Genomic DNA, 19,851 nt, shown 5'->3' with positions numbered 1-19,851 from the left:
CGACCCGCCGGGGTCACACGCTGACGACGTCGGTGCGCAGCGGCTCCAGGGCGGCACCGATCCGGGCGATGGTGTCCGCCGGCACCCGCAGGGCGGTCAGGGTGTCGACCAGGTGTGCCACGACCCGGTCGAAGTCGGTGTCGGCGATGCCCAGGCCGGCGTGCGCCGTGGCCATGTCCCGGCCCCGGTAGAGCTCGGCACCGCCCAGGGCAGCGGCGATGAAGCTGCGCTGGTGCGCCGTGACCCGGGCCACGTCGGTGCCCGCGAAGAACGGGGCCAGCGTGGGGTCGGCCAGCACCCGGTCGTAGAACCCGTCGACCGTGGCCGCGACGGCGCGCGCGCCGCCGATCTCGTCGTAGATGCTCATCGGCGAACCTCCGTGGTGATCAAGGGGTCGACCATCCTGACATCACAGAGTGAGGTTGTCATGACAGGTTGTGTGCCACCGATACGCGGTGGCCGGCGGCCGGGGAGCTCCGGGAGGATGGTCGGCATGAGCGGCGACGACGCATCCGGCGACCTGGAGGTCACCAGCTCCGTCGTCGTCCCCGCCGCGGCGCTGCAGTGGCGGTTCTCCCGGTCCTCCGGGCCGGGTGGTCAGGGGGTCAACACCGCCGACTCCCGGGTCGAGCTGTCGGTCGCCCCGGTGTCGCTGCCCGGCCTGACCGACGCCCAGCGCTCCAGGCTCGCCCAGCGACTGGGGGACCGGCTGGTCGACGGCGTGCTCACCATCGCCGCCAGCGAGCACCGCCAGCAGCTGCGCAACCGGGAGGCCGCCCGCGCCCGGCTGGCCGCGGCGCTGCGCGCGGCACTGGCCCCACCGGCCCCGCCCCGCCGCCGCACCAAGCCGACCCGCGGGTCGGAGGAACGCCGGATCGAGGCCAAGAAGCAGCGCGGCCAGCTCAAGCGGCAGCGCGGCAGCTGGGACTGAGCGGCCGATGCCGGCCCCCTACCTGGAAGGCCAGGCCCCCGCTGACGGTGGGACCCGCACGCCCACCCCGGACCTCAGACCGGCTGCGGAGCGCGGACCAGGACGTAGACCGCCAGCTGGTCGTCCGAGGTGCGCAGCGTCTCGGACACCTCGAAACCCGAGCCCCGCAGGAAGCGCACCGCGGCCCAGCTGTGCACCGCGGTCGCCGCCGGCAGCCCGGCGTGGTCGGCGCGGCGCAGGCCCGGGGCCAGCACGGCGGTGGCCAGCCCGCGCCGCCGGGCACTGGGCCGGGTGGCCAGGGTGGCGAGCCACCAGTGCGGCCCGGACGGCCGGACGGCGGAGACCAGCGCCGCGGTGTCGGCGACCACGCGGGCGCGCTCGCCGTGCAGGTACGGCACCTCGCGGGCCAGCGCGCCGGCCACGTCCGCGGGTACCGGCTGCGTGTCGGGCGCGCCGTCCGGGGCCTCCCACGCGGCGACGGAGTCGACCCGGGTGTCCACCCAGGCGGTGCCGGTGGCCGCGCCGCGGTGGGCGAGGAGCTCGTGCAGCCGGGTCAGCCGCTGCACCCGCCCGTCCACCGGCAGCGCCCAGCGGGTCCACCGGGAGTCGGCCAGCGCGACCGTCAGCGTGGCACCCAGCCGGGGCACGTCGCGCGGCTCGGCGGCCCGCACCACCGGGCCGGTCTCCACCGAGAGCCCCTCGCGGGTCACCTCCAGCCCCATCAGCACGTCCCGGGACCGTCCTGCCGTCGACTCGCTCACCCCGCCATGACACCACGCCGGCCCGCCGGGTGCCGGGGCCCGCCGCCGGGGCGACCCGCACCCGCACAACGCCGCGGCGGCGACGGTGAGCCGGACGGAACCCTGCCTTGACGCCGGGGCAGCGGCGTCGAAACCCACCCCCGGCACGCTCGGTCCGTGCCCGTCCCGCTGCCCTCGCCCACGTCCCGGGCAGCCACCGGCACGCGCACCACCGAGACGCACTGCCCCTACTGCTCGCTGCAGTGCGGGATCACCATGACCGCCGGCGACCGCCCCGCGACGCTGGTCCCGGCCGACTTCCCCACCAACCGGGGCGGGCTCTGCTCCAAGGGCTGGTCGGCGGCCGAGCTGCTGGACCACCCCGAGCGGCTCACCCGGCCGCTGGTGCGCGCCCGCCCCGGTGACCGCACCAGCCCGCTGGTGGAGACCACCTGGGACGCCGCCCTGGACGCCGTCGCCGCCGCGGTCACCCGCACCCAGCTGCGGTACGGGCCGCACGCCGTGGGCTGCTTCGGCGGCGGTGGGCTCACCAACGAGCAGGCCTACCAGCTGGGCAAGTTCGCCCGCGTCGCGCTGCGCACCAGCGCGATCGACTACAACGGCCGGTTCTGCATGAGCTCGGCGGCGACCGCGTCGATCCGGGCGTTCGGCCTGGACCGGGGCATGCCGTTCCCGCTGTCGGACCTGGCCGCGGCCGACGTGCTGGTGCTGGTCGGCAGCAACCCGGCCGACACGATGCCGCCGGCGGTGCAGCACCTGGACGCCGGCCGCGAGCGCGGCGCGCTGCACGTCGTCGTCGACCCGCGGCGCACGGCGACCGCCCGCGGCGCCGACCTGCACCTGCAGCCCCTGCCGGGCACCGACCTCGCGCTGGCCAACGGGCTGCTGCACATCGCGCTGGCCGACGGCCTCGTCGACGAGGCGTACGTCGCCGCCCGCACCACCGGCTTCGAGGAGGTGCGGGCCGCGGTCGCCCGCTACTGGCCCGACCGCGTCGAGCGGATCACCGGCGTGCCGGTCGTCGACCAGCGGCGCACGGTGCACGCCCTGGCCCGGGCCGGCCGGGCGATCGTGCTCACCGCGCGCGGCGCCGAGCAGCACCGCCACGGCACCGACACCGCGCAGGCCTGGATCAACCTCGCGCTCGCCCTGGGCCTGCCCGGCCGCGAGGGCAGCGGCTGGGGCACCGTCACCGGGCAGGGCAACGGCCAGGGCGGGCGCGAGCACGGGCAGAAGGCCGACCAGCTGCCCGGCTACCGCAAGCTCGCCGACCCGGCGGCCCGCGCGCACGTCGCCGGCGTCTGGGGCGTCGACCCCGACGAGCTGCCCGGGCCCGGGGTGAGCGCGTTCGAGCTGCTCGACGCCCTGGGCACCGAGGGCGGGGTGCGCACGCTGCTGGTGCTCGCCTCCAACATCGCGGTGTCCGCCCCGGACGCCCGCCGGGTGGCCAGCCGGCTGGGCGACCTGGACTGCCTGGTGGTCAGCGACTTCTTCCTCTCCGAGACCGCCGAGCTCGCCGACGTCGTGCTGCCCAGCGCGATGTGGGCGGAGGAGGACGGCACGATGACCAACCTGGAGGGCCGGGTGCTGCGCCGGCGCCACGCGCTGGACCCGCCGCCCGGGGTGCGCGACGACCTGCAGATGCTCGCCGAGCTGGCCGGCCGGCTGGGCCGCGGCGCGTTCTTCAGCGACGACGCCGAGACCGTGTTCGCCGAGCTGGGCCGGGCCAGCGCCGGGGGAGCGGCCGACTACAGCGGCATCACCTACGACCGGATCGACGCCGAGCAGGGCGTGTTCTGGCCCTGCCCGGCCACCCCGGACGGCGCCCCCGCCCACCCCGGCACGCCCCGGCTGTTCACCGAGGCCTTCGCCACCCCCGACGGCCGGGCCCGCTTCCTGCCGGTGGAGCACGTGGACGCCCACGAGCCGACCGACGCCGACCACCCGCTGGTGCTCACCACCGGCCGGGTGCTGGCCCAGTACCAGTCCGGCACCCAGACCCGGCGCTCGCGCAGCCTGCAGCTCATCGCCGGCAGCCCGCGGGCCGAGCTGCACCCCGACCTCGCGCGCCGCCTCGGCATCCGCCCGGACGACGTCGTTGAGCTCGCCACCCGCCGCGGCCGGGCCCGGTTCCACGCCACCGTCACCGACACCATCCGCCCGGACGTGGTGTTCGCCCCGTTCCACTGGGGCGGCGGCTCCAGCGCCAACGCCCTCACCGACCCCGCCCTGGACCCGCTGAGCCGGATGCCGGCCTTCAAGCTCTGCGCCGTCTCGGTGACCCGGGTGGGCGGGCCCGACGAGCTGATCCCGGCACCGCCCCCCGACGGCCTGCCGGCCCCCCGACCGCACGAGCGCACCGCCCCCCGACAGCCCCATGGACCCACCCGGAGGAGGACCACGAGCATGAGGAGCAGCACGCGCTTCCTGCAAGGCGTCTACCCGATCGTCGGTGACGGGCTCACCAAGCCCGGCCCGGTCGATCCCGCACTGCGCTACGAGGTGCCCGCGGGGCAGAGCGCGCAGGCGCTGTACTTCCGCGGCGGCAACTCCACCGGCGAGCTCGTCTACGTGCTGCTGGTGCGGGACGGGGCGCCGATGCGCTGGTTCCCGATCGGCGCCAAGGGCGACGTGCACGTGCCGCTGCGGGTGGTCGAGGACCTGCCCGGCGGCACCGTGCTGGAGCTGCACGCCGCCGCGCCCGAGGGCGTCAGCGGCGAGATCGTGGTCGACCTCGGGCTGGTGGAGGTCTGATGGCCGCGGTCCTGGGGGGGCGCCCGGAGGGCGTCACCACCGTCCCGCTCGGCCCGGACGCCGAGCTCGACCCGCGGCCGCGCGTCGTCGTCGTCGGCAACGGGATGGCCGGTGCGCGCCTGGTCGAGGAGCTGCTCGAGCGCGGCGGCGGCGACCAGTTCGCCATCACCGTCTTCGGGGAGGAGCCGCACGGCACCTACAACCGGATCATGCTGTCCCCGGTGCTGGCCGGGGAGACGCACGAGGACGAGATCGTGCTCAACAGCCACGACTGGTACGCCGACAACGGCATCGAGCTGCGCTCCGGTGTCGCCGTCACCCGGGTCGACCTGCCGGCCAAGACCGTGCACGGCGACGACGGGACGGTCACCGGCTACGACCACCTGGTGCTGGCCACCGGCAGCAGCTCCTTCGTGCCGCCCATGACCGGCGTGCACCGGGACGACGGCAGCCTGCTGCCCGGCGTCGTCGGGTTCCGCACCATCGACGACACCCGGGTCATGCTGGCCGCCGCCACCGAGCACGAGCGCGCCGTCGTCGTCGGCGGGGGGCTGCTCGGGCTGGAGGCCGCTCGCGCACTGCAGGGCCAGGGCATGCAGGTCGACCTGCTGCACGCCGCCGGGCACCTGATGAACGCCCAGCTCGACGCGGACGCCGGTGCGATCCTCAAGACCAGCGTGGAGGCCCTGGGCATCACCGTGCACTGCGGGCTGACCGCGACCGAGGTCATCGGACCCGACCGGGTGCGCGGCGTGGTGCTCGCCGACGGCCGGGCCGTGGACGCCGGCCTGCTGGTGCTGGCCGCCGGCATCCGCCCGCGCACGGAGGTCGCCGTCCGCAGCGGGCTGGAGGTGCAGCGCGGCATCGTGGTGGACGACCAGCTGCGCACCGAGGACCCCGACGTGTACGCGGTGGGGGAGTGCGCCCAGCACCGCGGCACCGTCTACGGACTGGTCTCCCCGGTGTGGGAGCAGGCCCGGGTGCTGGCCGACGTGCTCACCGGCACCGACCCCACCGCTGAGTACCACGGCAGCCGGACGGCGACCAAGCTCAAGGTCGCCGGCGTCGACGTGGCCACGATGGGCGTCACCGGCCCCGAGCGGGACGACGACGAGTTCCTGGTGATCAGCGAGCCCCGGCGTGGGGTGCACCTGTCGGTGGTGGTCCGGGACGACCGGCTGGTCGGCGCCACGCTGCTGGGCGACACCAGCAAGGTCGCCTACCTGACCCAGGCCTTCGACCGCGGCAGCCCGCTGCCGGCCCGCCGGATCGAGCTGCTGGTCGACCTGTCCGACGGCAAGGCGGAGGTCGGTGTCGCCGAGCTGCCCGCCGACAGCCAGGTCTGCAACTGCAACGGCGTCTCCAAGGCCGCGATCTGCGAGGCCGTCGCCGGCGGGTGCACCTCGGTCGGCGCGGTCATGGACCGCACCCGGGCCGGCAAGGGCTGTGGCTCCTGCAAGGGCCTGGTCGGGCAGATCGTGGAGTGGGCCGCCGACGGCGACGTGACCGAGGACCCCGCCGCCGACTGGTACGTGCCCGGCATCCCGCTGGCCAAGCCGGCGCTGATCGCCGCCGTCCGGGAGCAGGACCTGCGCAGCGTGTCCGCGGTCTTCGCCGCCCTCGCCCCGGCCGGCGCCGAGGACGCCCGGTCGAAGATGGCACTCACCTCGCTGCTGAAGACGGTCTGGGGCAGCGACTTCGTGCGGGAGAACGACGCCACGTTCATCAACGACCGGGTGCACGCCAACATCCAGCGCGACGGCACCTTCTCCGTCGTCCCGCAGATGAAGGGCGGGGTGACCTCGGTGGCGCAGCTGCGCACCATCGCCGACGTCGCGGAGAAGTACGAGGTGCCGATGATCAAGGTCACCGGTGGGCAGCGGATCGACCTGCTCGGCGTGCGCAAGGAGGACCTGCCCGGCATGTGGGCCGACCTCGGGATGCCCAGCGGGTACGCCTACGGCAAGAGCTTCCGCACCGTGAAGACCTGCGTGGGCAGCGACTTCTGCCGCTTCGGCCTGGACGACTCCACCGGCCTCGGCATCGACCTGGAGACCCGGTTCCAGGGCATCGAGAGCCCGGCCAAGATGAAGCTCGCCGTCGTCGGCTGCCCCCGCAACTGCGCCGAGGCCTACGTCAAGGACGTCGGGGTGGTCGCCGTCGGCGAGGGCCGCTGGGAGGTGTACGTCGGCGGTGCCGCCGGGGCCAGCGTCCGCAAGGGCGACCTGCTGGCCACCGTGACCGGCCGGGACGCCGTCGTGCAGCTGGCCGGGCGCTTCATGCAGTACTACCGGGAGAACGCCCACTGGCTGGAACGCACCTACGACTTCGTGCCCCGGGTCGGGCTGGAGAAGATCCAGGCCGTGCTGCTGGAGGACAGCGAGGGCATCGTGGCCGACCTCGACGCCGGGATGCAGCGCTCGATCGACGCCTACACCGACCCGTGGGCCGCCGACCTCGCCGAGCCCGCCACCCCGGGCCAGTTCCGCACCTCGCTGCCGCTGGTCGACCTGCCGCTGGTGCCGGTCCGATGAGCCTCACCGAGCTGCAGACCCCCACCACCACCGAGGTGCGGGTGGGCCGGCTGGAGGACGTGCCGCCGGGGGAGGGCCGGGCGTTCACCGCCGGGGACACGCAGGTGGCCGTGTTCCGGCTGCGCGACGGGTCGCTGCACGCCACCCAGGCGTCCTGCCCGCACGCCGGTGGACCGCTGGCCGACGGGCAGACCGATGCCCGCGTGCTCGTCTGCCCGCTGCACCTGTTCGGTTTCCGCTGGTCCGACGGCGCGTCCACCAGCGGCGCCGGTCCGCTGCGGGTCTACGCCGTCCGCGAGTCCGACGGGGACCTGCTCGTCACCCTCTGACCCGCCCGTCCCACCGGCACGGTCTCCCTCGTCGCCACACGACCGCTCGGCGTCCCCGCGCGTCCGGCGTCCTGTGCGGGGCGGGGCCATGATCACCTCGGCTCCAGCGGGGTGTCCCGGCCCGGGACAGCCCGCTGGACCCGAGCTGATCACCCCACGTCGCCGGGCGGCGGACCCGGTCGCGCACGCGGGCCGGGCGCGCCGGGCTCGTGAGGCGGCTCAGGCCGGCGGGGTGCCCAGTGCGGTCAGGGCGGCCGCGACCTCGTCGTCCCGGACGAAGTCCAGGGCCAGCAGCCGGTGCACCAGCACGCCGGCGCGGGTGAGCCGCAGGTCGGCCGGGCGCAGCCGGGGTTGCGCGGCGCCGCCGGGACGCGGCGTGGCCGGGGGCGGGTCGAGCAGACCGGCGGCGCGCAGCTCGGCGAGGTCGGTGCCGGCGCCCCAGGCGGTCCACGCACCGGCGTCCGAGGGCAGCGGGGTCAGCGGCAGCGGGGTGCGCTCCCGGCGTCCCACGGCGGCCAGCAGCACCAGCTGGCGCCAGCCACAACGCCCGGCCGTGCGCAGCACCCGGCCGGCCAGCTCGACGTCCAGGTCGGGGGAGACGGCGACCTCGGCGAACAGGTAGCCGAGGTGGCGCACCCGCCGCTCCTCGGGCGCGTCGCGGGCCGCCCGCAGCACCGCCTCGACCAGCTGCTCGGCGGGGGAGCGGGTGGTGCCGCCGGCAGTGAGGAACCCGTCGGTGCGCACCCGGCGTCCCTGGTGCTCGCGGGTGGCCGCGAGCTCCACGGCGAAGGCCAGTGCGGCGCCGGCGCGGGCGCGCTCCCAGGTGGGGGTGAGCGCCGCGGCGGCGGTGGCGGCCTCGGCCAGGCAGGAGGTCAGCCGGTCGTCCAGCCGCAGCGGCGAGGACCCCGGGTCGAACAGCATGCCGGCGACCGCGCGGCTCATCGACCCGGCGACGAGCTCGCCGGTCTCGACGAGCGCGCGGCCGGGGAGCGGGGGATCACCGTCGAGGTCGTCGCGCACACCCGGATGATCGACGCTCGAGGCCGCTTCTGCACCCGGCCGGGCCCGGGCTCACCAGTGCGGGTGCCCCGCCCACGGCGCCCTCACCGGACGGGGATCCGGCACGTGCGGAGAACGGAACACACTCGCCCGGCCCGGGCGACAGGGCTGGAACGCGGTCCCGGCACCGTCTTCCCATGGCCGCACCGACGCAGACGACCCCGACCACCACGGACGGCGCAGCGCCGCCCGCCCCGCCACCGGCCGGTCGGCGCGGGGGCGGGCTGCGCGGCCACTGGATCGACGACTGGCGCCCGGAGGACCGGGAGTTCTGGGACGGCGGCGGCAAGGACGTCGCCCGCCGCAACCTGTTCTTCTCGGTGTTCTCCGAGCACATCGGGTTCTCCATCTGGAGCCTGTGGTCGGTGCTGGTGCTGTTCCTGCCCGAGCCGGTCTTCGGCATCGACCCGGCCGGCAAGTTCCTGCTCACCACGCTGCCCACCGCGCTGGGCGCGTTCGTACGGCTGCCGTACACCTTCGCCGTCGCGACGTTCGGTGGCCGCAACTGGACGATCATCAGCGCGGCCCTGCTGCTGGTGCCCACCATCGCCACCGCGGTCGTGCTGGAGCCCGGGGTCAGCTTCACCACGCTGCTGGTCGTCTCCTGCCTGGCCGGCGTCGGCGGCGGCAACTTCGCCAGCTCGATGACCAACATCAACGCCTTCTACCCGACCCGGCTCAAGGGCTGGGCACTCGGCCTGAACGCCGGCGGCGGGAACCTCGGCGTCCCGGTGGTGCAGCTGGTCGGGCTGCTGGTGCTGGCCACGGCCGGGGCGGAGCACCCGCGGATCGTGCTGCTCGTCTACATCCCGTTCATCGTCGCGGCCGCGGTCGGGGCGGCGCTGCTGATGGACAACCTGACCACCGCCCGCAACCAGCCCCGGGCCATGCGCCGGGCCGCCGCCGAGCCGCACACCTGGGTGATCTCCTTCCTGTACATCGGCACGTTCGGCTCGTTCATCGGCTTCGGCTTCGCGTTCGGGCAGGTGCTGCAGAACCAGTTCACCGCCGACTTCTCCACGCCGCTGTCGGCCGCGCACCTCACCTGGCTCGGCCCGCTGCTGGGCTCGCTGATCCGGCCCGTCGGCGGCGTCCTGGCCGACCGGTACGGCGGAGCCCGGATCACCGCCTGGAACTTCGTCGCCATGGCCGTCGGCGCCGGTGTCGTGCTGCTGGCCAGCCGGCAGGAGTCACTGCCGCTGTTCCTGTTCGGCTTCGTGCTCCTGTTCGTCTTCAGCGGCATCGGCAACGGGTCGACCTACAAGATGATCCCGGCGATCTTCCGCGCCAAGGCCGTCGCCGCCGCCGACGCCGGGGAGGACCGGGTCACCGCCGAGCGCCGCGGGGTGGTGCTGTCCGGTGCCGTCATCGGCATCGCCGGCGCGATCGGTGCCTTCGGCGGGGTGCTGGTCAACCTGGCGTTCCGGCAGTCCTTCCTGGCCAGCGGCACCGGCGACGGCGCGTACCTGGCGTTCATCGCCTTCTACGCCGTCTGCGTCGCCCTCACCTGGGCGGTCTACCTGCGCCCCTCGAAGCACTCCCTCGCCGGCGGCGTCTGACCCCGGCGCCCCCGCCCGGCGTCGGGCGTTCGGCGTCCTGGCGGTCGCGGCGTCTCGGCGGGTCGCGGCTCCTGCGGTGTTGTCCGTGCTCCTGCGGTCGTGCAGCGCGGGAAGAGGTGGTGCAACACCGCAAGAGCAACCGACGAGCCGGACGCCGCCGGGGGCGATGGGGACTGGGGCGCGGGGCAGGCTCCGTCCGAGTCACCGTCGTCCGGCGCAGCTCTTGCGGAGTCGTTGCGGCTCTTGCGGTGGTGCACGACCGCACAGGCAGCAACGACACCGCAAGAGCCGCCACCGCCGGGACGCCGCCGCGAGCGTGCTCAGACGGCGAGGCGGTAGCCGCGCTTGACGACGGTCTCCACCACGGGTGCGCCCAGGGCCGCCCGCAGCCGGGTGACGGCCATCTCGACCGCGTGCGCGTCGCCGCCGCCGGACAGGCCGGTGAGCAGGTCGGGCCGGGACACCACCGCACCGGGACGACGCGCCAGCGCCCGCAGCACGGCCATCGGCCCCGGCGCCATCTCCACCAGCCGGCCGTCCAGGACGGCGGCGTGCCCGCGCACCTGCAGCCGGTGCCCGCCGACGGCGAGCACCGGGTCGCGCTCGGGCAGCCGGGCGACCACCTCGCGGGCCAGGGCGCCGAGGCGGGCCCGGTCCGGTTGCAGGGTCGTGATCCCGGCGCTCTGCAGGGGTGCGGCGGTCACCGGCCCGACGCAGAAGGTGCGCACCGGACCGGACAGCGCGGCCAGCACCCCGGCGGCGTGCCCCTCCTCGGCGGCGATCTGCAGCAGGCTCGCCGCGGCCGGTGCGCTGGTGAAGGTCACCGCGTCGACCCCGCCGGACGCGACCGAGCCGACCAGCCGGCGCAGCGGCGCGGTGTCCTCCGGGAGCACCCAGCGGTACACCGGCACCGTGATCACCTCGGCGCCGGCGCCGCGCAGCGCGGCCACGAAGTCCGGCAGCGGGTCGCCGTGCAGCTGCACCACCACCCGCCGGCCGGCCAGTGGCCCCTGCGCGCCGGACAGCAGGTGGTCCAGCACCTCCACGGATGACTCCGACGCCGGCGACCACGCATCGACCAGGCCCGCGCCCCGGATGGCACCGCGGGCCTTGGGGCCCCGGGCGAGCACCCGTGCGGACTGCAGGTGGGCGACCAGCGGCAGGTCCCAGGCGTCGGCGGCCTCCAGCCAGCCCCGGAACCCGACGCCGGTGGTGGCCACCACCAGGTCGACCGGGGCCGCGAGCACCGCGCGGGTGGCCGCGACCAGCTCGGTGTCGTCGCTCAGCGGAACGATCCGGATCGCCGGGGCCCGCACCACCCGTGCGCCCCGGCGGTCGAGCAGTGCCCCGAGTTCCTCCGCGCGCCGGGCGGCGGTCACCGCGACGGTGTACCCGGCCAGCGGCAGGACGTCGGCCGGTGAGGCGAGGTCGAGGGCGGTCACGACGTCCATCGTGGTCCCCGCGGGTTCCGGACATGTGTCGACCCGGTGTCCCCGACCGATCTCACAGCAGCGCGTAGCGGTCCGGGGGCAGGGCCCCCGAGGCCGCCCCGTCCACCCGGACGTCGGCGCGGGCACGGGTGTCCTCGGCCGCGAAGACCGCCCGCTCCTCGGCCTGCCAGCGCTCCCACCAGGGGCGCAGCTCGGCGCCGTCCCGGGCCAGGCCCCGGCGCAGGCAGAGCTCCGCCGGGGCCTCCACCCACACCCGCAGGCTCGTCCAGGGGTCGTGTCGGCGCGGCGAGGCGCCGCAGCCCTCCACCAGCAGCACCTCGGCCACCGGCACCGTCGTCGCCGCGGGCTCCGCCGCGCCGGCCGCCCAGTCCCAGCGGTGCAGGCTGCCGGGGCGGCCCTCCCGCACCGGTCGCAGCACCCCGGCATCCAGCCGGTCCACCGCGCCGGACATGCTCCAGCCGCTGCCGACGTCGTCGCCGGTGTACAGGTCCTCCATGTGCACCAGCGACGCCCGGCGGCCGGTGCGGGCGGCCACCGCGTCGGCCAGCCTCCCGGCGAACGTCGTCTTGCCCGACCCGGCCGGCCCGTCGATGCTCACCAGCCGGGTGCCGCCGAGCCGAGGGGGCGTGTCGAGCACCCGGCGGGCCAGCGCGGCGACGGTCGGCGGGCCGCCGGGGGGTGCGGGAGCGCTCACCCGGCCGCGGTCCGGCCGACCACCCGCCGCGCGCCGTCGGGTCCCGGGGATCTCCACGCACCGGCACTCTGCCAGCGCATCCGTGCGCCGTGGGAGCGGCCTGCCGGCGGTGGCGCACCATGGGGCCATGCGAGAAGAACCCGCACCCACCCGGCCGGCACCCGTGACGGCGGTGCCCCGCAAGCTGCGCGTGGTCGGCCGGTCGGTGGCCGCCGGGCTGGTGGCCGCCTTCGCCGTGATCGCGGTGCTGCTCAAGGAGACCACCAGCGGCGCGGTGTCCTTCCGCACCGCCGACCAGGCGGCCATGGTCCTGCTGGGGCTGCTGCTGGCCGGGGGCGTGCTGCTGGTGACCCGGCCCAAGGTCACCGCCGGCGCCGAGGGCGTGCGGGTGCAGAACATCCTGAGCGGGCACACGCTGCCCTGGGCTGCGGTGCGGGCCGTGCGCTTCGACGACTCCGCCCAGTGGGCGAGCCTGCTGCTGGCCGACGGCGACGAGCTGCCGATGCTGGCCGTGCAGGCCGCCGACGGCGAGCGGGCGGTCGACGCGGTGGTCGGGCTGCGGGCGCTGCTGAACGCCAGCCGGCAGGCGCCCGGTCCCGCCTGAACCGGGCGGTCGTCACCCGCGCCTGACACCGGGGACGGCCGAGATGTACAGTGAGCGGTGCCTCCCCCCGCTACATGAGGCGCACCATGCACGACCGACGGCCCCGCCCCGGGCCGTCGTCCAAGAGGAGCCCGCTCCCACCTGGCGCCGCTGAGGCGCCCAGGTCCCCGGTCAGCGCCACCGGTCCGTCCGGTCGGCCGCTGCGCACCCCGTTCCCCGGGACGGGTGTGCCCGCCGGCGAGTGGGCCCCGTGAGCAGCAGCTCACGGGGCCCGTGTTCGTCGGTGCCCGGGTGGGCCAGCGACTCCTCACCGCAGACAGCGACAGGAGAGGCCATCACCGAGCCCCGCATCAACGACCGCATCCGGGTCCCCGAGGTCCGACTCGTCGGACCCGAGGGCGAGCAGGTCGGCATCGTGTCGATCGGCGAGGCGTTGCGGCTGGCACAGGACTCCGAGCTCGACCTGGTCGAGGTCGCTCCCATGGCCCGGCCGCCCGTCGTCAAGCTCATGGACTACGGGAAGTTCAAGTACGAGTCCGCGCAGAAGGCCCGCGAGGCCAAGCGCAACCAGGCGCTCACCGTCATCAAGGAGATGCGCCTGCGGCTCAAGATCGACCCGCACGACTACGAGACCAAGAAGGGCCACGTCGAGCGCTTCCTCAAGAGCGGCGACAAGGTCAAGATCACCGTGATGTTCCGCGGTCGCGAGCAGTCCCGGCCCGAGATGGGCTACCGGCTGCTGCAGCGGCTGGCCGGCGACGTCTCCGAGTTGGGCGTCGTCGAGTCCAACCCGAAGCAGGACGGCCGGAACATGGTCATGGTGATCGCCCCGCACCGGAACGCCCAGCTCATCGCCCAGCAGGCGCAGCAGGCTGCCCAGGCGGACCGTCGTTCGGCCAAGGAGGCCGAGCAGAACGCGGCCGCCCAGCAGCGTGAGGCGGCCCAGGGCGAGGCGCGCAGGCAGCAGGCCGCCCGGGCGGCAGCACAGGACGTCGACCCGGACGCGGCACCGGAGACGGCAGCGCCGCAGCCGGTCGCGGCCCAGCCGGACGCCACACCGCAGGCGCCGACGGCCTGACGCAGGACCCTCCTGCCCCCGCCCGCGAGCTCGCGGCGGGGCCCGGCAGGAGGAGCCGACCCCGACTCCACCGCAGCCGCGGCGCCCCCGGGTGCCGTCCGGCCCGACAGACCCCACGAAGGACCCAGGACATGCCGAAGAACAAGACGCACAAGGGCACGGCCAAGCGCATCCGCGTGACCGGCTCCGGGAAGCTCGTCCGCGAGCACACCAACAACCAGCACAAGTTCGAGGTCAAGTCCTCCTCGCGCAAGCGCCGGGTCAAGGGTGCCGAGGTGCTGTCCCCGGCCGACGTCAGCCGGATGAAGAAGCTCCTCGGCATCTGAGCCGACCGGCCCACCCCCCATCGACTGAGACAGGAGCTTCCACGTGGCACGCGTGAAGCGGGCGGTCAACGCCCAGAAGAAGCGTCGTACGACCCTCGAGGCGGCCAGCGGCTACCGCGGCCAGCGGTCCCGCCTCTACCGCAAGGCCAAGGAGCAGCTGCTCCACTCGGCCACCTACTCCTACCGCGACCGCAAGAAGCGCAAGGGTGACTTCCGCAAGCTGTGGATCACCCGGATCAACGCCGCGGCCCGGCTCAACGACATGACCTACAACCGGTTCATGCAGGGCCTCAAGCTGGCCGGCATCGAGCTGGACCGCAAGGTCCTCGCCGAGCTGGCCGTCAACGAGCCGGCCGCCTTCGCCGCCCTGGTGGAGACCGCCCGCGCCGCGGTCGCCGCGGCACCTGCCGCTCCGGCTGCCGACGCGGCCTGAGGCAGCAGCAGGATCCTCCTGCCCGCACCGGCCGCAGGCCGGTGGCGGGGGCAGGAGGCCGGAGAAGCCCGGGACGCCGTCACGAGGGGCTCGACCTCCTCGTGGCGGCGTCGTCGTGTGTGCGGACCGGCACGGGTGTGCGGACGGAGAGGAGCCGGGCATGAGCGAGGTGCTCACCGAGCGCTCCGCGCGGGTGGTGGCGGCCCGCAAGCTCACCCGCCGGTCCGGGCGGGACGCCGCCGGGGCGTTCCTCGCCGAGGGCCGGCAGTCGGTGGTCGAGGCACTGGCGGTGGCCGAGCCGGGGCTGGTGCGCGAGGTGTTCGCCACCGAGGCCGCCGCCGCCGCGCACCGTGAGCTGCTGTCCGGCACGCGGGTGCCGGTCCGGCTGGTCACCGACCGGGCGGCGGCGAGCCTGTCGGAGACGGTGACCCCGCAGGGACTGGTGGCGGTGTGCGCACTGGCCGACGTGCCGGCCGCCGCGCTGGTGCAGCGGCCGCCGTCGCTGGCGGTGGCGCTGGCCGAGCTGGCCGACCCGGGCAATGCCGGCACCGTGCTGCGCACCGCGGACGCGTGCGGGGCGGGCGCCGTCGTGTTCGGGGCCGGGTCGGCCGACCCCTACAACGGCAAGGCCGTCCGCAGCAGTGCCGGCAGCCTGTTCCACGTCGACGTCGTGCGCAGCGCGCCGCTGCCGGAGCTGCTGCCGGCGCTGCGATCCGCGGGCGTGACGGTGCTCGCCGCGGACGGGCAGGGCGAGGTGAGCCTGGCCGACGCCGGGCCCGCGGGGCTCCTCACCGGCCCGGTGCTCTGGCTGTTCGGCAACGAGGCGCGCGGGCTGGACCCGGAGCTGGGGGCGCTGGCCGACCACCGGGTGCGGGTGCCGATGCGCGGTCGGGCGGAGAGCCTGAACCTCGCCGCGGCGGCGGCCATCTGCCTGTACGCGACACAGTCGGCGCAGGTCTGAGCGCTGCCGCGGGTGCGCCGGGCGCCCGGTCGTGGGACCGTGCGGCGCGCTCCCGGTTCGTCCGTGCGCCGGTGGACGTGCAGAGTGGACGCGAGGTGGAGGGAGCTCCAGTGGTGGACAGCGAGAGCGGGAGCGGCCGGTCGGGGGTCGGCGAGCGGTCCGAGGTGGACCAGCCGGAGGCCGTCGCCGCGGACGCACCGGTGGCGGCGCCGCGCGCCGAGGACGGTCGCCGCTCGCGCTGGACCGAGCACCGCCGGGTCCGCCGCGAGGAGTTCATCGGCGCCGCGGTGAGCGCGGTACGGCTGACCGGGCCCGACTTCTCCGTCGACGACGTCGCCCGGGTCGCCGGGGTCAGCAAGACGGTGCTCTACCGGTACTTCGCCGACAAGGACGAGCTGGTGGACGCGGTGCTGGACCGGATAGCGCAGACCATCCTGCTGCCCCGGCTGATGGGCGAGATGGCGCAGGAGCGCGGCGAGGGCCGGGACAAGATGCGTGCGGTCGTCGGTGCCTTCGTCGAGCTGATCGTCGCCGAGCCCGCGCTGTACCGGTTCGCCTACGCCCACACCGGCCGGGCCGGCGGCGCCGACCTGGTCGCTGCCACCGAGCGGGAGGTCGCCGAGACGCTCACCGTCCTCTTCGCCCAGTTGCTCCGGGACTCCGGCCGCTCGCCGGAGGCCGCCGGCACGTGGGCCTACGGCGTGGTCGGCATGGTGCAGCTGTCCGCCCACTGGTGGGCCAGCACCCGGCACGTGCCCGCCCCGGTGCTGGTGGAGCAGCTCACCGCACTGGCCTGGGAGGGCCTGGCGGTGCTGCTGCCCTCGCCGGCCGGCCCGGACACCCGCGCCGCGGGCTGAGCGCCCGGGCCGGCCCGGTCCCGGACGTCAGCGCAGCGCGTGCTTGCGGGTGTACATCCGCAGGTCGGCGGCGTGCAGCAGCTCACCGACGGTGTCGCCGTCGTCGGGGGAGATGCTGATCCCGATGCTGGCGGTGACGCGCACCTCGGTGCCGTGCACCACCACCGGCTGGGCGATGGCCCCGGCCAGGTCCTGGGCCACCACCTGCGCCTCGAGCTGACCGACGTGCCGGCTGAGCGCCGGCAGGGCGATGAGGAACTCGTCGCCGCCGAGCCGGGCCAGCAGGTCGCCGCGGCGCAGCCGGGCGCGCAGCCGCTGGGCGGTGCGCACCAGCAGCTCGTCGCCGGCGGCATGCCCGAGCGCGTCGTTGACCGGCTTGAACCCGTCCAGGTCGACGAACAGCACGGCGACCGAGGTGTCCGCCACCCGGGCGTCCCAGAGGGCGACCTCGATCTGCTCCTCCAGCCGCCTCCGGTTCGCCAGGCCGGTCAGCGGGTCGGTGTAGGCGAGCTTCTCGATCTGCGCGAGGTAGCTCTGCGCCCGGTCCCGCTCGCCGATGAGCGCGCGCTCGGCGGCCATCCGGTCGGAGACGTCGTGCTGGACGCCGATGTACTGCAGCACCGTGCCGTCGTGGTCGGTGACCGGTGCCAGGTACACCTCGTTCCACCACGCCTCCCGGGACGCCCCTCGGTGGTTGAGCAGCGTCTCCCGGATCTCCTGCCCGGTGGCGACGGCGATGCCCATCCGGGCGATGGCAGCACGGTCGGTCTCCGGGCCCTGCAGGAAGCGGCAGTTGCGCCCCAGCAGCTCGTCGGCGCGGTAGCCCGAGAGCACCTCGAAGGCGTGGTTGACGTACACCAGTGGCTGCTGCGGCTGGGTGACGTCGGCGATGGTCACGCCGCTGGTCGTGGCGGCCAGCGCCCGGTGCAGCACGCTGTCGGCAGCGCTGCCCGGCTCCGGGGTGGGCAGGCCGCGCGGGGCGGTGGTGGCCCGCCGCTCACCCGCCGCGGTGGCCGGGGCCGACGTCCCCGGCGCCGGCCGGGCCGGGCGGGGCACGACCCGGGACAGCAGCGCGGAGGCGGCCGCCACCACGGTGTGCCGGTGGTAGGTGAGCGCGAACTCGAAGCGACGCTCGGCGTCCGGGCCGTCGTCGCCCAGATCGCGGGCCAGCAGCGCCGCACTGAAGTGCGGGCCCAGGACGACGACGTCCCACTCGCCCAGGGCCGGGTCGTCCGGGGCCAGCGACGCACCGCGTACGCCGGGCGCCGGCTCGTCGCCCAGGCCCTCGCCCAGTGCGCAGACGAAACCGACCGCCTCGGCCAGCGCGGTGTAGCGACGCTCGGTCGGCTCGGTGAAGTAGCGCTGGTCCTGGAACGTGGAGGCCACCACGCACGTCTCGCCGACCCGGGCAGCCTCGCGCTCGAGCTGCTTGCTCAGCTCGATCAGCAGGGCCTTGGGTGAGGTGCGCAGTGCGGTGCCGGCGGGCAGGCAGGCGAACGGGGAGGTGCTGGCCGTGCTGCCGGTGTCGCGCAGCGCCGGCAGCACCAGCTCGCCGACGCCGAACACGCTGGAGGCACCCTCGGCGGGCCGGCCGAACAGCCACCCCTGCCCGAGTGTCGCGCCCAGGGCCCGGGCCACGGCGAGGTGCTCCTCGGTCTCGATGCCCTCGGCGAGCACCACCGCACCGCTGCGCTCGGCGTGCGCGTTGACGGCGTTCATGATCTCGGCGATCGCCGGGCCGGGGCGGTCCTGCACCAGCCGCAGGTCCAGCTTGACGACGTCGGGGCGCAGCAGCGGCATGAACGCCAGGGACAGCGAGTCGGCGCCGACGTCGTCCAGGGCGATGCCCCAGCCGAGCTCGCGCACCCGCTCCACGGTGCGCAGCAGCTCCGCCGGGCGGGCGGCCAGCGCCCGCTCGGTGATCTCCATGACCACGCGCAGGTCGCGGGGGGCGGTCTCGGCGATGGCCAGCAGGTCCGACAGCGGGGCGGCGTCCAGCACCTCGGGCTCGACGTTGACGAACACGGTCAGCGGCGCCAGCAGGCCCGCGGCGACCGCACCGCGGAACGCCGCCGCCCGGCAGGCCTCGTCCAGCTCGGCCAGGCAGTCCCCGGCGCGGGCGGCGGCGAACAGCACGTCCGGGGCGCGCAGCGGGCCCTCCGGTCCGCGGGCCAGCGCCTCGTAGGCCACCACGGTGCCGCTGTCCAGGTGCACGATGGGCTGGAAGACGCTGCGCACCGTCCCGGCCCGCAGCACCTCGCGCAGAGCGGCCACGGTGTCGTCAGCGACGGTCGCGTTGGTGATCAGGTCCACGTGATCTGCATCGGCCCGCCCGGCGCCCGGTGGAGTCCAACCGGGGCCCGCCTCCCCCGGGGGGAGGAGGTGGGCCCCTGTCGCGGCCCGTGCGTGGCGCCCGGACGGGGGCGGGCAGAATGGGCTCCCGTGTCTGGCGCCAACGACCCCTACGACCCCAAGCAGGTCGCCGCGCTCTCCCCGGAGGCCCTCGACGCCGCGGTCGCCGCTGCCCGGGACGCCTTCGCCGGCGCGGCCGACCTGGCCGGGCTGGCTGCCGTGCGCCCCGCCCACCTGGGTGACCGCGCTCCGGTGCTACTGGCCCGCCGCGAGCTCGGCGCGCTGCCCCCGGCGGCCCGCGCGGACGCCGGCAAGCGGGTCAACGCCGCCCGGGTGGCGGTGACCGAGGCCTACGACGCCCGGCTGGCGGTGCTGGAGGTCGAGCGGGACGCCCGGGCGCTGGCCGAGGAGCGGGTCGACGTCACCCTGCCCTGGGACCGCACCCCGCGCGGCGCCCGGCACCCGCTGACCACGCTGACCGACCGGATCGCCGACGTCTTCGTGGCGATGGGCTACGAGGTCGCCGAGGGCCCGGAGCTCGAGGCGGAGTGGCTGAACTTCGACGCGCTCAACATCAGCACCGACCACCCGGCCCGCTCGATGATGGACACCTTCTTCGTCGCGCCCGAGGACTCCGGCCTGGTGCTGCGCACGCACACCAGCCCGGTGCAGGCGCGCACCATGCTGGAGCGCCGGCCGCCGATCTACGTCATCGCGCCCGGCCGGGTCTACCGGACCGACGAGCTGGATGCGACGCACACCCCGGTGTTCCACCAGGTCGAGGGGCTCGCGGTCGACCGCGGCCTGACCATGGCACACCTGCGCGGCACGCTGGACCACCTGGCCCGGCAGCTGTTCGGCGCCGACGCCACGACCCGGTGGCGGCCGTCGTACTTCCCGTTCACCGAGCCCTCGGCGGAGTTCGACGTGTGGTTCCCCGAGCACCGGGACGGGCCGCGCTGGGTGGAGTGGGGTGGCTGCGGGATGGTCAACCCGCGGGTGCTGACCGCCTGCGGGATCGACCCGGAGGAGTACACCGGCTTCGCCTTCGGGTGCGGCATCGAGCGTGCGCTGCAGTTCCGCCACGAGGTGGGCGACATGCGCGACATCGTCGAGGGCGACGTCCGCTTCACACGAGCATTCGGAGTCGAGCAGTGAGCACCCGGTA

General features: G+C 75.5%; 18 protein-coding genes. 12 read left to right on the top strand and 6 right to left on the bottom strand.

What is annotated here, in order from left to right; translation table 11 throughout:
• Positions 1-13 precede the first annotated feature (13 nt).
• Positions 14-367, bottom strand: coding sequence for a group I truncated hemoglobin (locus G1H19_RS17990; RefSeq protein ID WP_152730520.1), 354 nt, complete (start codon positions 365-367; stop codon positions 14-16).
• A 126-nt stretch (positions 368-493) separates the two neighbouring features.
• Here G1H19_RS17990 and arfB point away from each other — a divergent pair, with 126 nt between their 5' ends.
• On the top strand, positions 494-931 hold the full coding sequence (gene arfB, locus G1H19_RS17985) for an alternative ribosome rescue aminoacyl-tRNA hydrolase ArfB (RefSeq protein ID WP_152730519.1): 438 nt from the start codon (positions 494-496) through the stop codon (positions 929-931).
• Positions 932-1,005: 74 nt separating this feature from the next.
• On the opposite strand, the gene G1H19_RS17980 is transcribed toward arfB, so the two are convergent.
• Complete coding sequence (locus tag G1H19_RS17980; protein ID WP_235927953.1) at positions 1,006-1,692, bottom strand: GNAT family N-acetyltransferase; 687 nt, start codon at positions 1,690-1,692, stop codon at positions 1,006-1,008.
• Between the two features lie 156 nt (positions 1,693-1,848).
• Here G1H19_RS17980 and G1H19_RS17975 point away from each other — a divergent pair, with 156 nt between their 5' ends.
• From G1H19_RS17975 to G1H19_RS17965, 3 genes are read left to right on the top strand one after another with little or no spacing between them, the layout of a single operon-like run.
• On the top strand, positions 1,849-4,446 hold the full coding sequence (locus tag G1H19_RS17975; RefSeq protein WP_162392461.1) for a molybdopterin oxidoreductase family protein: 2,598 nt from the start codon (positions 1,849-1,851) through the stop codon (positions 4,444-4,446).
• Positions 4,446-6,980: a nitrite reductase large subunit NirB gene (gene nirB, locus G1H19_RS17970; RefSeq protein ID WP_152730518.1), complete on the top strand. Its 2,535-nt coding sequence runs from the start codon at positions 4,446-4,448 to the stop codon at positions 6,978-6,980. The genes G1H19_RS17975 and nirB overlap by 1 nt, the downstream gene beginning before the upstream one ends.
• Positions 6,977-7,309: a Rieske (2Fe-2S) protein gene (locus G1H19_RS17965; RefSeq protein WP_152730517.1), complete on the top strand. Its 333-nt coding sequence runs from the start codon at positions 6,977-6,979 to the stop codon at positions 7,307-7,309. Before nirB ends, G1H19_RS17965 begins: the two co-directional genes overlap by 4 nt.
• A gap of 219 nt (positions 7,310-7,528) precedes the next feature.
• Here G1H19_RS17965 and G1H19_RS17960 read toward each other — a convergent pair whose 3' ends face one another.
• Entirely contained in the window at positions 7,529-8,329 is an 801-nt protein-coding gene (locus tag G1H19_RS17960) for a hypothetical protein (RefSeq protein WP_162392460.1), read from the bottom strand.
• Between the two features lie 176 nt (positions 8,330-8,505).
• Between G1H19_RS17960 and G1H19_RS17955 the strand changes: the two genes are divergently transcribed.
• Positions 8,506-9,927, top strand: coding sequence for an MFS transporter (locus G1H19_RS17955; protein WP_152730516.1), 1,422 nt, complete (start codon positions 8,506-8,508; stop codon positions 9,925-9,927).
• Between the two features lie 320 nt (positions 9,928-10,247).
• Here G1H19_RS17955 and G1H19_RS17950 read toward each other — a convergent pair whose 3' ends face one another.
• Positions 10,248-11,369 (bottom strand): uroporphyrinogen-III synthase, encoded by a 1,122-nt coding sequence (locus G1H19_RS17950; RefSeq protein WP_235927952.1) that lies wholly within the window; start codon positions 11,367-11,369, stop codon positions 10,248-10,250.
• Between the two features lie 61 nt (positions 11,370-11,430).
• A complete protein-coding gene (locus tag G1H19_RS17945) occupies positions 11,431-12,072 on the bottom strand; it encodes a uridine kinase family protein (protein ID WP_162392459.1) in 642 nt (213 codons plus the stop codon).
• Positions 12,073-12,199: 127 nt separating this feature from the next.
• Between G1H19_RS17945 and G1H19_RS17940 the strand changes: the two genes are divergently transcribed.
• The 6 genes from G1H19_RS17940 to G1H19_RS24160 all read left to right on the top strand — a co-directional run bounded on the left by G1H19_RS17940 (position 12,200) and on the right by G1H19_RS24160 (position 16,331).
• A complete protein-coding gene (locus G1H19_RS17940; protein ID WP_152730514.1) occupies positions 12,200-12,676 on the top strand; it encodes a PH domain-containing protein in 477 nt (158 codons plus the stop codon).
• A 283-nt stretch (positions 12,677-12,959) separates the two neighbouring features.
• A complete protein-coding gene (infC, locus tag G1H19_RS17935) occupies positions 12,960-13,754 on the top strand; it encodes a translation initiation factor IF-3 (RefSeq protein WP_235927951.1) in 795 nt (264 codons plus the stop codon).
• A gap of 131 nt (positions 13,755-13,885) precedes the next feature.
• Positions 13,886-14,080, top strand: a complete 195-nt coding sequence (rpmI, locus tag G1H19_RS17930; protein WP_152730513.1) for a 50S ribosomal protein L35 — start codon at positions 13,886-13,888, stop codon at positions 14,078-14,080.
• A gap of 43 nt (positions 14,081-14,123) precedes the next feature.
• The gene (gene rplT / locus G1H19_RS17925) at positions 14,124-14,513 is read left to right on the top strand and encodes a 50S ribosomal protein L20 (RefSeq protein WP_162392458.1); all 390 of its coding nucleotides are present in this window, start codon (positions 14,124-14,126) and stop codon (positions 14,511-14,513) included.
• A 160-nt stretch (positions 14,514-14,673) separates the two neighbouring features.
• A complete protein-coding gene (locus G1H19_RS17920) occupies positions 14,674-15,474 on the top strand; it encodes a TrmH family RNA methyltransferase (RefSeq protein ID WP_152730512.1) in 801 nt (266 codons plus the stop codon).
• Between the two features lie 113 nt (positions 15,475-15,587).
• Positions 15,588-16,331 (top strand): TetR/AcrR family transcriptional regulator, encoded by a 744-nt coding sequence (locus tag G1H19_RS24160; RefSeq protein WP_162392457.1) that lies wholly within the window; start codon positions 15,588-15,590, stop codon positions 16,329-16,331.
• Positions 16,332-16,358: 27 nt separating this feature from the next.
• On the opposite strand, the gene G1H19_RS17910 is transcribed toward G1H19_RS24160, so the two are convergent.
• Positions 16,359-18,644: a diguanylate cyclase domain-containing protein gene (locus G1H19_RS17910; RefSeq protein WP_235927950.1), complete on the bottom strand. Its 2,286-nt coding sequence runs from the start codon at positions 18,642-18,644 to the stop codon at positions 16,359-16,361.
• Positions 18,645-18,773: 129 nt separating this feature from the next.
• Between G1H19_RS17910 and pheS the strand changes: the two genes are divergently transcribed.
• Positions 18,774-19,841 carry a phenylalanine--tRNA ligase subunit alpha gene (pheS, locus tag G1H19_RS17905; RefSeq protein WP_162392456.1) on the top strand — a complete coding sequence of 356 codons (1,068 nt, stop codon included), beginning with the start codon at positions 18,774-18,776 and terminating at the stop codon, positions 19,839-19,841.
• The last annotated feature ends 10 nt before the right edge of the window (positions 19,842-19,851 follow it).

This window comes from Goekera deserti, from assembly GCF_010685995.1.
GTDB classification, from domain to species: Bacteria; Actinomycetota; Actinomycetes; order Mycobacteriales; family Geodermatophilaceae; genus Goekera; species Goekera deserti.
This window is presented reverse-complemented; position numbering and strand designations above follow the sequence as displayed.